The following is a 12,883-nucleotide window of genomic DNA, read 5'->3' on the forward strand; positions in this document are numbered from 1 at the left end:
TTGATCACGAAGTAAGCCAAGAAGCGTACTCGACATCGAATATGGAACGCAAGCGAAACTTCCGATGCTCACGTAGCTTCCACTACGCTCCGCTCCTCAGTTTCTACTTACATTCCATCTTCTCGGTGCTGAAAACCGAACTTTTTGAACTCTAACTTATGCTGTAATCTCCGCTCTTGCCGCCGCTCTTTGCAACAAGCTGCGTTGGCCCGATGATCATATCCTTTTGCAATGCCTTGCACATGTCGTAGACCGTAAGCGCCGCAGCCGATACGGCAGTTAACGCCTCCATCTCCACGCCCGTCTTGCCTGTTGTTTTCACAGTTCCTTCTATGTATAACTCGTCCTCGCCGTTGTCGGAAAAAACGATATTAATGCCGGTAAGAGGCAGCGGATGACACATCGGTATCCAGTCCGCCGTCTTCTTGGCCGCCATAATGCCCGCGACTTGCGCGACCGCCAGCACGTCTCCTTTGCCGATTGTCCCAGCCTTGATCCGTTCCAGCGTTTCGCGATGCATCTTGACGCCGGTTCGCGCCGTCGCGACCCGGGTCGTGACGTCCTTCTCCGAGATATCGACCATTCTTGCCCTTCCTTGTTCGTTAAAGTGGGTAAGCTCCATCCCGCGCCTCTCCTTTCTCTACCTATGTGGTGCCGCTCTCCAATAAATAGCCGCTTCAGTGACAACGCCATCGAGGCGCAAATCATGCTCCTCACCCGGGACCTCATCCCTTATTTGCGCTTCGAATGAGGCTCCGAGCCAGAGCGTTTGCTTCCCCGACCGTTCGTTGCTGTCGGACATCCTTTGCCAGAAGCGATCGTAATAACCTCCGCCGTATCCCAATCTTCCCCCGTTTCGGTCGAAGGCGAGCCCCGGCACCAGCACAAGCTCCGGCACAACATCCTCTTCGAGCGAAGGAGCAAGGTTCGGATCGGGCTCCAGAATGCCATAGGCCCCGGCTCGAAGCTGCGCGAAGCTGTCCAGTCTGTGCAAGGTCATGCTTCGTCCTTCTACGATGGATTTCGGCACGATAACCTGTGCATCCTTCTGCCAGCACCATTGCATCAGCGTACTTAAGTCGAGCTCGCTGCGGAACGACACATAAGCCATAATAACGCGAAGCCGTTCGCGCTCCACCAGATCCGCGATATGACGGCATGCCGCAATTGACCATCTAAGGCGCTCCTCGGGGTCTAACGCATTCCTGTCCGATGCATAGACAGCCCGTGCCTTCGCTTTCTCCTGTCCAACGTATGGCGCGTCCATCGTTCAATCCTCTTTCCCGTCCCATGACTGAACTTTCCTTTCCATGTAGTGTACCATTGTTATACAACTTTCGCCAATGGATGCAGCACTTTGTGGTAAACTAGAAATTGATGCACGCAGCGTTATGCTGCAACTATGGAGTGGAGGGTCAGACATGCTGTTGCAAGTGTCCAATGTGTCCAAACATTATGGCGTCACCGCCGTATTATCCCATATTTCCATGCAGGTTCAGGAACGCGACCGGATTGGCCTCGTCGGGGTTAACGGCGCAGGCAAATCCACCCTGCTCAAAATAATCGCCGGCGAGATGTCCGCCGACTCCGGCGATATACATAAAGCCAAAGAAACGAAGCTCGGTTATCTCGCCCAGAACAGCGGCCTTCAATCCGATCGCACCATTATCGCGGAGATGCGCGCCGTGTTCTCCCATCTGCTTGAAGCGGAGGAAGAGCTCCGCGAGTTGGAGCTGCGGATCGCGGATCCGGAACTCCACGACAATCCCAAGCGCTATGAGGAGACGCTGGAGCGGTATGCTCTCCTTTCCGACTGGTTCCGCGAGCAGGGCGGCTTCGAGATCAATACGCGCATCAACAGCGTCCTGCACGGCATGGGCTTCGGCAGCTTCGATATGGAGACGGTCATTTCCACCTTAAGCGGCGGACAGAAGACGCGTCTTGCGCTGGCTCGCATTCTGCTTCAGGCTCCCGATCTGCTCATGCTTGACGAGCCTACCAACCATCTGGATATCGAGACGTTGACCTGGCTGGAATCCTACCTGCGCGGTTACGCAGGCGCTATTGTCGTCGTATCCCATGACAGGTATTTCCTCGACGCCATGGCGAACACGATTGTCGAGATCGAACGCCATGTCGCCACACGTTATACAGGCAACTACTCCCGATATCTGGAGATCAAGGCTGCCGAATACGAGACGGATCTTAAACATTATGAGAAGCAGCAAGGCGAGATCGAGAAGATGGAACAGTTCATCCAGCGCAATATTGTGCGAGCCTCGACGACCAAGCGAGCCCAGAGCCGACGCAAGGCGCTGGAGAAGATGGAACGACTGGACAAGCCGCTCGGCGATCTCAAGAAAGCGCATTTCACCTTCGAGATCGAGCGCATGTCGGGCAAGGACGTGCTCAGCGTCGACGATCTGTCCATTACCTTCCCCGGCAAAGAGCAGCCGCTATTCCGCCATATCGGATTCGATCTGACGCGCGGCGAAACCGTGGCGCTGATCGGACCGAACGGTATCGGCAAGTCCACGCTGTTGAAGGCGCTGATGGGGCAGCTTGAGCCCGCTTCCGGCACCATACGATTCGGCACCCACGTAAAGATTGGGTACTACGATCAGGAGCATACCCGCCTAAATGGACAGAATACGGTGCTCGAGGAAGTCTGGAGCGAATATTCCCATATGGAGGAAGCACGAATTCGCACCGTCCTGGGCAACTTCCTCTTCAGCGGCGAAGACGTGCTCAAACGGATTTCCTCCTTAAGCGGAGGCGAGAAAGCTCGCGTCTTGCTGGCCAAGCTGATGCTGGCGCAAGCCAACCTTCTCATTCTCGACGAACCTACGAACCATCTGGACCTGTTCAGCAAGGAAGTGCTGGAAGCCGCACTCATCGATTATGAAGGCACGCTGTTGTTTATCTCCCATGACCGCTACTTCTTAAATAAGATGGCGGAGCGAATCATCGAACTTCATCCCGACGGCATCCGACATTTCCTGGGCAATTATGATGATATGCTGGAGAAAAAAAGCGAGATGGAAGACGCCAAGCGAGAAGCCCTTGCCATGCAAGCCTCAGCTCAGCGCAAGACCGGCAACGCTGCAGAAGCTCCGACGGCCAACTCCTACGAAGCGGAGAAACAGGCCAAACGCGACGAACGCAACAAGCAGCGTAAGCTGGAGCAGCTCGAAGCCCAGATCGCCGAGCTGGAAGGCGCCGTCGCCGAATTGGAGGAGCAATTGACGGATCCCGCGATCTTTAATGATTATATCAGCATTCAAGAGATTCAAGCTTCCATCGAAGAACACAAACAAACGTTATCCGCAGCCTATGAGCAATGGGAAGAACTTATGTAGACCTCTTCTGGCGGATCAAACTTAATTATAGAGGGAGGGCTGCCTGCACGATGATACTCTCATCGCGCCGGCAGCCCTCTTCTATGACATTAATAGGTTTCCATACTAATAAGTCCGAGACGTTTCGCTTCGCGAATAGCCTCCGAACGGGATCTTACATTTAACTTCTCGAAAATACGCGTCAATTGATATTCCACGTTGCGTTGGCTGACATGCAAACTGGCTGCAAGCTCCTTGTTGCTCACGCCCGCAGCAACCTCAGACAGAATAGTCATCTCTTTCTCGTTGATCGATACGTCTTCGATGGATAACTCCGATCGGGCCACCAATACTTCGTTTCGTCTTAGCTGCTTTAGCAACGTAATGGGGATAACCGCCTCTCCCCGTAACGCGCAGCGAATGGAGTTGTGCAGTTGCTCCCGCGAAGCCGTCTTCGATATGAAGCCGGAAACGCCAGATTCGATAAGCAGATTAAAGTGCGAGCCAATCTCGTAGCCGGAATAGATGACGATCTTGCGATCCGGATCAAGCTGAAGCAAGCGCTTCGTCAATTCCAGCCCGCTTATGCCGGGCATATTGAGATCGCAAAGAATCAGATCGAACGGTTCCTTGCCTGTCTGCACTTTGTTTAAAGCTTCCAAAGCGGAATGTGCAACAGTCACCTTCATCTCGCCATCTTGTTCAATCATCGTCTTCGTGCCTTCTCCCACGGAGGGATGATCGTCAACTAATAAGATATGAATCACCTGTAATACCCCTTTCGGTTCTTGCCCCTTCTATCATAACCGGCATCAGGATCGTCACCTCAAGTCCCCGGCCGCGCTCCGATACGAACGAAATTTCGCCATCCAGACTCGCGACACGTTCCTTAATGCCCGATAAACCCATATGTTCGAAAGATTCCGCCATCCCTTCGACATCCATACCGATGCCGTCATCCTGATAGCGGAAATACAACATATCCTTGCGCAATTCTAGCTCCAGTGTAATAACCTTGGCGTCTGCATGTTTGTCGGCATTGCGCAGCAGTTCCTGAACGATTCGGTAGATCGCCGTTATCTGCTCTTCATTCAGCTCGTGCTGAATAGGCTTGGAACGGAATTTCACTTCGAAGTTCACCCTCATCTGCGTATGCTCGATAATCGACTCCACCGCCTCGACAACCCCCATCTCCTTAAGCAACGGCGGTCTGAGTTCATTGCAGGTTTCCCTGATCTGATGGATGACGTCCAGAAGCCCTTCTTTAATCGCTTCCAGCTCATTGCCGAGCTTTTCCGAGAGGGGATGGTCCATCATGATGCTCTCCAGTCTGCGATACCAGAGCAATTGGTCCTGCAACGCGGAATCATGAAGATCCGCTGCCAGCTTTCGCCGCTCGTTCTCCGACAGGAGGAACAACATCCTGAGCACCCATGGGGAGGGCGCGTGTTCTTTGCGGACCTCGGATTGCAGATCCTCGATCAGTCCTTCTATCAAATACAAATTCTCGAACACAATGCTGGAATAGTTGGCCATTGTTTTTAGCCAGCGAATTTCGTCGGAATTAAATTTCGTATGATTCGTCTTCATGCCAATCCACAATACATGGTATCTGGAACGTTGCTTGCCGATGACGAGACCTAGACCGAACGGAAGATCAATCAAGTCCCCAAGCTTGAACGCGTTGACGGTACCCAGCAGGAAGTCGGCGGTTACCATCTCTTCGTGTTCATCGCTCATAGGAAACACCGCATGCTCCGACTGATCGACGATAAGGAACGTTATGCGGCCTACGGGCAGCAACTGGTTGATCTCGTTCTTGAGAACCGACTCCAGATCGCCTTGCTTCATGACCTTAGCCACATTGCGGGAGAAGCGATCCAGACTGTCCTGATAGCTGTACATCGCCTTGAACAGCCTAGGCCGGAATCGCTGATCGATCTGTTCCTTAGCGTACAAGAACAATGTCATGCCTACATATACAATGACAAACGATCCGATAAATTTCGACCAGGCGCTGCCATCCGGCGCCTGGGCCGCGAGCGTGACCACTGCCGCCAGCAGTAAGGCCGGCAGGAGTGACAACGCCGTGTAATACTTGAATCGCGTTAATATAAAATCTATGTCGAACAACTGATTGGAAGTCGACAGATAGAAATAGACGATTGGCAGCACAAACAAAAACAAAGCCGTGAATGCCGGAGGCAGAACCTGATCGTTGCCAAACAGCTGCGGCAACAAGTTCAAAGCCGCGAATGGCGTAAAAGCCACGAGGTGGGCCGTCAACGTTATCGTAAACAGCGAATGAAGCTTCGTAAAACGGTGTTTCATATATTTGAGCACAAGCTTGTAGACGCAAACGAGATTGCCGATGAGCACAATAGCGCTATAGGCATTCTTGATATAATTAAACGTCTCGTTGCTAAGCAGATCCGTCCAAATATAGATCAGGCTGCTCGCGCTGACCGCGCCGACGATTCCGAAGAGTACGACAAGCCATCGCTTGTCGATAAGGCTCGCGTCGAATCTTCGCAGATAAATGTTCATGAAGCTCATATACAATAACGGAATGGTAGGCAATACGACATAAATAATCGATAAACCGACGGGGTCCCTCAAGATGGACGCCGAGGAACTGTAGTAGCTTATCCCGATCGACGAGAAGAACAGAATAAGCATAATAGCCGCCGGATCATGATTTCGTTTTACATAAAGGAATGCGGAGAACGCGCAGAACACGAATAGCGATATTCCCGGTATGTATAGCTGCAGCAATAATTCGAGCGTCGTATGCTCACCCGACCAGGCTTTGGCGAACGTAATGGAGATTATGGAGCTGCCTCGACGTTCGATAAGGACGTTGTCCGCGTCCTCCAGCGAATCGTATTTCAATAGATTGGGGAATTCGTTCGCCTGCTTGCCATTGATCTCAAGCACCCGGTCACCAATCTGTAGTCCGTTCATCTTGGCCTGGCCCCCAGGTGCCAGTGAAACAACAAAAAAACCGGCATTATCCTGAGGAAGGACGTACGCTCCGATGGAAGGTACGCGAATAATGACGGCAGTCAAATAAATGGTTATTGTAACAAAAAAAATCAAGAAGAGGAATGCGCTCAGCCTTTTCATTGCCGTAGATTTCATGCAAACCTCTTCCTTTCAATCTCTTCATCTGACCTGGAAACTAGTTCCAGCCGTAACCGAAATAACGGGCACCGTTGTCCTTATCCTTCAATTCGCCTAGGAGAGCTCTCTGTTCTTCCGTTGAAACTCCTGCCAATTGAACTTGTCCACCCATAACCAACTTCATACTTTCTGCGCTGCTTGCCAATTGACGAATCATGTCCTTCAACATTTTACATTCCTCCGCTTCTCCTATTAATGAACATCGAATATAGTACATTTCTACTATATCAGACATAGGATAGCAGGCAAACGCAAACTTGATTGGTATTTACCGAAATAGCTTTTGCGTGATTTCGCTCCCTATGGACTAGGCGTTAGATCGAAGGGCCCTGTCATTGATCCGACTATCATCGCCCAGCATGCGAACAAGCCCTTCCTTCCACCTATCTTCGGCAGGCATGGCGTCCAGCAAATCAAGGAAACGATTATAGTGCATACGTCCCATCACCGTTCCATACAGCAAGGCGCCTGTCCGTTCCAGCGCTTCGCGGAACTGGTCTTGCCTGTCCCGAACAGCTTCCGCGCCGGATCTCCCTTGGAAGTAGTCTATAATCCAGGAGTCCTGCTCCGTGCTGCTTTCCATCAAATACAGCAGCGGCAAACTGATCTTTCGTCCCAGGAAATCGCTTTTGTCGTCCCAGCGCACTAGATCCCTGACGTCGTTCTTCATCTGGGCGGACAGCCCTAGCGCTTCCGCATACGCTTCTATGTCCGGACTCCACTCGCGTCCCGCGCACATCGCGCCTGCATTGCAGGCCAGAACGAACAAGGACGCGGACTTCAACCGTATCATCTCCACGTAACCATCCTCGTCCTTCGCTTCGCCGGCAATATCCATCATCTGTCCGTTCGCGGAAAGCAGCAGTTGATTGTTGAGCCGTTCTGCGAATTCGCCGCGAAGTCCGATATCCTTTATCCCTTGCAGCATCGCCTGCTGCGCCAGCGTCAGGATGGAGGTTGCGGCATGAAGCGACTCCGGCATAGGAATGTTCATCCATGGCTTGGCAGGCGCGTCTCCATCCTCCAAATCGTCGAGAATATCCGTTGCCAGAATCAATAATTCCATGCCCGCCGCCGTCATAAGAGGGTCGCCCTCGATACCGCCGTACATATGGTAGTGAACGAACGTCAAAGATCCGAAGATCATGACCTCGCCGAGCTTGTCTTCCACGAAATCAAGCGCGTGCTTCTGAAGCCGCAGGGATTGGAACCTTTCCCGAATGAGCGACTTCATTGCCTCGCCGATTCTAACGTTTAGATTATTCCAGTCATTATGTACCCAATCCATATGGATTCCTCCGCAAGTTCAACAATGCCATAACCAGTATACTACGTTCTGCGTTTGCTGGCATCGTTCTTCTTTGAATCACCAATTCCCTCCTCGCTCCTGCGTGATAAGAGAAGTGCGATCATTTCCATCCTTATCTCCATTAGACTTCTGTGTTCGCTGGACGGATCTTGGACGCGCTTGCCTTGTTCAACCGGTTTAAACTTCAACGCCTCCCCTGCTGCCTACGGCATACTCCATGTATACCGCCTCCATTGTAAGCCCGCCCCTTGGAAGCTCCTCGATCAGCGTCATCGGGCTGTCGCATACGACAAGTTTCCCCTCCTTCATGACGCCGACACGATCGCAGCAATATTGAATTTCCGTCATATCGTGGGAGATGATGACAATCGTCTTGCCTTGCAGTCTCAGTCCCGCAAGAATAGACCAATACTCGCGCTTCGCCTGACTGTCGAGACCGGTCGTAGGTTCGTCGAGAAAGATAATCTCGGGATCATTGACGACGGAGATCGCAAGCGTCGTTCGCTGCCGCAACCCGCCGGACAGCCGCTTGACGATCTTGTCGGCATAGGGCGCCAGTCCGAACTGCTTTAGCACGACGTCGGTATCGATCGTTCGTTGATAGAAATCCTGGAACATCTCCAGCGCTTCCCTCACCGTCATTTTATCGATCAAAGTCGTTGTACCCATCAAAAAATTGATGTGTTCCTTCAGTTTATCCCCATCCGTCAACATATTGAAGCCTAGCACGCTTACGGAACCTTCGTCGGGTTTGCTTTGGCCCGAAATCAGCTCCAGCAGCGTCGTCTTTCCCGCCCCGCTCTTGCCAATTACGCCGAATAGTTCTCCTTGCCTCACCTGAAAGGATACTTGCTTGATTGCATGGTTAGCGCCTAAATGCTTGCTGACTTGATTCACCTGGATGACGGCTCCCTTATCCATTCAGTTTACCTCCGCATGTATGACTTTATTGTTAAGATAGCTCATCCGGCACGTGTTTTCACCGAAAACTTGATTCGTAATTAACGCAAATATCATTGCGCTCTCGCCAGACGCTGTCGATTGCCGCATTTATCCCTTGTCATTCCGCCTCCCGCGCCTTGGTTTCGTTGGTTCGACATACCTATTAACAGGCTTATCCACAACTCTGGATAAATTGTTAGTTAATTCTGTCGACATTTTTCGAGATTAGGCCCGCAATTTCCAAGCTTCTGACGAATAATATGCGCAGGAGCCTATGATCTCGTTGTTTATATCCACTTTATCCACATTATCCACAATTCAATTGTGAAAAAGTTATCCCCGTTTCCCCCACATAAGAAAGAGGGCGCAAACCCAAGGTTTACGCCCTCTTTACAAACTTATCCCCAAAACGAGGGTTGATTGTGGATAAGTTTGTGCACATGTCAGCTATTTCGTTGGGGAGCCCCCCATTATTCGACTTAGTTAATCTGCCTGCTCCCGTGATTCTCCTTCCGAGCCGCCCCCGCAGACATAAATGCCTGGTTGCATGCGGACACGTATGCCTGCGCCGCCGCCAGAATAATATCATTATGCACAGAACTGCCCCTGAATCTCTCGCCGCCATAAAGCACGCTCACTACCGCTTCGCCGAACGCATCTTCTCCGGTAGACAGCGAATGCAGCTCCAGGTCCTCGAATTCCGCCTCAGCCGGAATGGCCTGCTTCAGTGCCAGGATAACGGCTTCGAGCGGCCCTTCGCCCATAGCCGTATAACTTTCCTCGCGTCCGTCCTGGTTCTCGCGTACCGTAACGGTTGCGGTCCTCGCCCGCTGCGTACCTGCATGCACCAGCAGATCCACCAAGACGAGCGGGTCAAGCTGCGTCCGGGTCATGTCGCCGGCTATGCGGATCAACTCGTTGTCCGTCACGATTTTCTGCCCGTCGGCAACTTCCTTGAACCTGGTGTAGATCGCCTTGAATTGCTCCTCTGTCGGCTCAATGCCGAAGTCCGCCAGACGATGTTTGATGGCATGGCTGCCCGAGTGCTTGCCCAGCACGATCATGCTTCTGGAGATGCCCATCGCCTCGGGATCCATGATCTCATACGTGTTCCGGTTTTTCAGCAGTCCGTCCTGATGGATGCCGGATTCGTGCTGGAATGCATTACGTCCGACTATCGGCTTGTTGTAGGCGATGGGGAAATTCATCGTCCGGCTGACGATTCGCGACGTCTCGTAGATCTGATCGATTTGGACATTCGTCTCCGCCTTCAGATAGTCCCGGCGCGTCTCGATGGCCATAACCAGCTCCTCCAGCGAACAATTGCCCGCCCTCTCGCCGATGCCGTTCACGGTCACTTCGATCTGCGTAGCCCCGCCTTGGATCGCGGCCAGGCTGTTCGCTACCGCCATACCCAAATCATTGTGGCAATGCGCGCTGTATCGCACCTTATCGCCTCCCCGAGCCTCCTTGCGCACAGCCTGGAACAGCTCGATAATTTCATTTGGCATCGCATACCCCAGCGTATCGGGCAAGTTAATGATTGTAGCGCCCTCCTCGATGACGGCTTCGACCAACTGGATGACGAAATCACGGCCGGACCGCGTCGAATCCATCGCCGAGAATTCGATTTCGTCCACGAATTGTTTGCCATACGCCACCATATCGCGGGCAATCCGAATGACCTCTTCCCGCGATTTGCGCAGCTGATGGCTCAGATGAATGTCCGACGACGAGATGAACAGATGGAGTCTGCGGCGAGCTGCATCCGCCGTTGCCTGAACCGCGGCGTCAATATCGCCTTTGACCGCCCGTGCGAAGCCGGCGATCTCCACCTGCTGCAGCTCGCGCGATATTTGCTGTACCGCCGCGAACTCGCCGGCGCTGGACACCGCGAACCCCGGCTCGATCACGTCGATGCCCAGCTTGGCGAGCTGGCGGGCAATGACGATTTTACGCTCCGGTGCAATCGAGGCTCCCGGCGATTGTTCTCCATCTCTCAAAGTCGTATCGAATATTTGTATTTTTTTGTAGTTTTCCATTGTTTTTCCTCCTCGATAATGGTCCTATAGAAGTGTAGTAGCCAAGGTTATTTCTAAACGAAAAAAAGCCCGCCATCCCCGATCAATCGATCAAGAGACGACAAGCTTAACGCTTCTGCCGTGGTACCACTCCAATTGGCCGTGCCCGAACGCATATGTCCGGTGCAGCATGCCCGCTTAAAGCCCGTTGACGGAGGCGATCCGTAATACAGTACCGGCGGCGAATGGTTCTATCCCGAAGCTTGCGCTTCGAAAATGGCTGCCACGTTCCCGTATTCCGCTCACAGGCGAGATTCAAGCCCTGGTTTCGACTGCGTCGCACCTTCCCGCAGCTCTCTTGACCGTATCCACCGTTTCATGAGAATAACTCACATGACCCATGATTTTGTGAACCGATTTGCCAACCGTTGCTCTACTTGCTCCTGCTCATAGCGTTTATTCAGTATTCGATTAAGTTCACTTCACTTGCCTCATTCGCAGCGCTCTTTGCCATCGACCAGTCTATCCATCAATCAGGATGTTCGCTCTGGCGGACGATAAGGTGCACCTTATCTCCTCCGCCAGTCGACCGACTTCTTTATGGTCCTGAAAATAAATAAAACCTGCCGTCTCTTATTCAAGAGACGACAGGTTACGAAGACCCGCGCGGTACCACCCTTGTTGACAGCCTCCGTCAAAAAAGACGAAAGAATGTCCACCTTAATCATCGTTTACGGATCCGGAGTCCATCACGATGAACCTGCTTACGGAGGTTAACCGTAACTAAGTAAATTGCCCTCCCATGCATGAGAGACATGACAATGTTTCTTAGTTCCGCTCCCAGGCGAGCTTCAAGGCTTCCATCGACTGCGTTGCACCACCCGCAGCTCTCTGAGCAATCAAGACATTACGTCCCTATGCGTCCCGGAGCACCTCTACTGTTCCTGTTCTTAGCGTTTGCGAATATGAGGATTGAAGTATTGCTGTCTATTATAGCCGGACGATAATTATCTGTCAATTCGAACTTCTGACATTCGAACTTCTGAACTCGCAAATGTAGTGAAAGTACGGCGAAATGCTTTCCTGTAGTTTAAATTAGAGGAAAATATCCCTTTATTTTACTGCCTTTTCGTTTCCTCGAAGTGTTAGTAGGAAAACCTCCCTCTAATTCAAGCGAACCAGAGGGCAGATGGCAATTGGATGGAGATTAAAGGGAGGATTTACCCTTAAAGCCGCAAAATCCGGTATTGGAGCGAGAATAGCGGGAGGTTTTCCCTTTATTCTCTTCATGACTTACAATGACATGCAGCATCCTTCTATAAACATTATTGTTTCGTTTCAGCCCTGGAAGCGATTCGAAAACTTATACTTTCCTATCATTCTGAGAAAACCTCTATCGAGGCCTCTCGAAGATGAGCGACCTCCAGCTTTGCAAAGCAAAGCCGCTTCGTAAGCAAGAGGCAGGTTTTATCGCCAATAAGAATTTCACTTTTCCGACAAGCTCGGAAACTTATAAATATGTGGTCAATAAGTCCGATCTTCAATCTCCGGCGACCATTCTTCCAGAGACAGACCGGGATCGGCCTTCAGATCAAGGTCGGAATACATGCCGCGCTTCAGCTTCAGATGCGCAGCCGCCCCAATCATGGCGGCATTGTCCGTGCATAACTTGCCGGACGGGATGAGGAGCGGCAGCCCCTCGGCTTCGCAGCGAGTTGCAAGCGCAGCCCGCAGGCCCCGGTTGGCGGCAACGCCCCCGCACAACAAGAGCTGCTTGACGCCATAAGCCGAGGCGGCTCTAAGCGATTTGGTCACGAGCACCTCGATCACGGATTCCTGAAAGCCTCGGGCCAGTGCAGCCTCGTCCAGCTCAAGCCCCTTCATGCGCGTCTGATTAATGACGGCAAGCACGGCGGATTTCAACCCGCTGAAGCTAAAGTCGTAGCTTCCCTCCTCCAGCCATGCCCTGGGCAGCTCGATCGCAGCTTTGGCCTCCGCAGCCAGCTTGTCGATATGCGGTCCGCCGGGATACGGCAGCTTCAATGAGCGGGCGACCTTGTCATAGGCTTCGCCCACCGCATCGTCGCGGG

The 12,883-nt window shown here is 52.2% G+C and carries 10 protein-coding genes; 1 reads left to right on the forward strand and 9 read right to left on the reverse strand.

What is annotated here, in order from left to right; translation table 11 throughout:
- Positions 1-151 precede the first annotated feature (151 nt).
- Positions 152-622, reverse strand: a complete 471-nt coding sequence (gene moaC, locus PAT3040_RS13365; RefSeq protein WP_108993050.1) for a cyclic pyranopterin monophosphate synthase MoaC — start codon at positions 620-622, stop codon at positions 152-154.
- Between the two features lie 18 nt (positions 623-640).
- The gene (locus PAT3040_RS13370) at positions 641-1,267 is read right to left on the reverse strand and encodes a 5-formyltetrahydrofolate cyclo-ligase (RefSeq protein WP_108993051.1); all 627 of its coding nucleotides are present in this window, start codon (positions 1,265-1,267) and stop codon (positions 641-643) included.
- Between the two features lie 154 nt (positions 1,268-1,421).
- Between PAT3040_RS13370 and PAT3040_RS13375 the strand changes: the two genes are divergently transcribed.
- Positions 1,422-3,359, forward strand: a complete 1,938-nt coding sequence (locus PAT3040_RS13375; protein ID WP_108993052.1) for an ATP-binding cassette domain-containing protein — start codon at positions 1,422-1,424, stop codon at positions 3,357-3,359.
- 89 nt (positions 3,360-3,448) lie between these two features.
- Here PAT3040_RS13375 and PAT3040_RS13380 read toward each other — a convergent pair whose 3' ends face one another.
- The 7 genes from PAT3040_RS13380 to PAT3040_RS38615 form a co-directional block, all read right to left on the reverse strand.
- Positions 3,449-4,105 (reverse strand): response regulator transcription factor, encoded by a 657-nt coding sequence (locus PAT3040_RS13380; RefSeq protein ID WP_087571145.1) that lies wholly within the window; start codon positions 4,103-4,105, stop codon positions 3,449-3,451.
- Positions 4,083-6,479, reverse strand: a complete 2,397-nt coding sequence (locus PAT3040_RS13385; RefSeq protein WP_108993053.1) for an ATP-binding protein — start codon at positions 6,477-6,479, stop codon at positions 4,083-4,085. Before PAT3040_RS13385 ends, PAT3040_RS13380 begins: the two co-directional genes overlap by 23 nt.
- A gap of 40 nt (positions 6,480-6,519) precedes the next feature.
- Complete coding sequence (comX, locus tag PAT3040_RS37000; RefSeq protein ID WP_179215859.1) at positions 6,520-6,690, reverse strand: competence pheromone ComX; 171 nt, start codon at positions 6,688-6,690, stop codon at positions 6,520-6,522.
- Between the two features lie 138 nt (positions 6,691-6,828).
- Complete coding sequence (locus PAT3040_RS13390; protein WP_108993054.1) at positions 6,829-7,809, reverse strand: polyprenyl synthetase family protein; 981 nt, start codon at positions 7,807-7,809, stop codon at positions 6,829-6,831.
- Positions 7,810-8,007: 198 nt separating this feature from the next.
- A complete protein-coding gene (locus PAT3040_RS13395; protein WP_087571148.1) occupies positions 8,008-8,751 on the reverse strand; it encodes an ABC transporter ATP-binding protein in 744 nt (247 codons plus the stop codon).
- A 500-nt stretch (positions 8,752-9,251) separates the two neighbouring features.
- Positions 9,252-10,814, reverse strand: a complete 1,563-nt coding sequence (locus PAT3040_RS13400; RefSeq protein WP_108993055.1) for a 2-isopropylmalate synthase — start codon at positions 10,812-10,814, stop codon at positions 9,252-9,254.
- A 1,503-nt stretch (positions 10,815-12,317) separates the two neighbouring features.
- The coding region (locus PAT3040_RS38615; RefSeq protein WP_373863940.1) for a tRNA (adenosine(37)-N6)-threonylcarbamoyltransferase complex transferase subunit TsaD at positions 12,318-12,883 on the reverse strand (566 nt) is incomplete at its 5' end.

This window comes from Paenibacillus agaridevorans (genome assembly GCF_003112455.1).
Taxonomy (GTDB): Bacteria; Bacillota; Bacilli; order Paenibacillales; family Paenibacillaceae; genus Pristimantibacillus; species Pristimantibacillus agaridevorans.

Coding starts and splice junctions, on each gene's coding strand:
- PAT3040_RS13385 (WP_108993053.1), bottom strand. CDS start 6,479: ATGAAATCTACGGCAATGAAAAGGCTGAGCGCATTCCTCTTCTTGATT.
- PAT3040_RS13370 (WP_108993051.1), bottom strand. CDS start 1,267: ATGGACGCGCCATACGTTGGACAGGAGAAAGCGAAGGCACGGGCTGTC.
- PAT3040_RS13390 (WP_108993054.1), bottom strand. CDS start 7,809: ATGGATTGGGTACATAATGACTGGAATAATCTAAACGTTAGAATCGGC.
- PAT3040_RS13395 (WP_087571148.1), bottom strand. CDS start 8,751: ATGGATAAGGGAGCCGTCATCCAGGTGAATCAAGTCAGCAAGCATTTA.
- comX (WP_179215859.1), bottom strand. CDS start 6,690: ATGTTGAAGGACATGATTCGTCAATTGGCAAGCAGCGCAGAAAGTATG.
- PAT3040_RS13400 (WP_108993055.1), bottom strand. CDS start 10,814: ATGGAAAACTACAAAAAAATACAAATATTCGATACGACTTTGAGAGAT.
- moaC (WP_108993050.1), bottom strand. CDS start 622: ATGGAGCTTACCCACTTTAACGAACAAGGAAGGGCAAGAATGGTCGAT.
- PAT3040_RS13375 (WP_108993052.1), top strand. CDS start 1,422: ATGCTGTTGCAAGTGTCCAATGTGTCCAAACATTATGGCGTCACCGCC.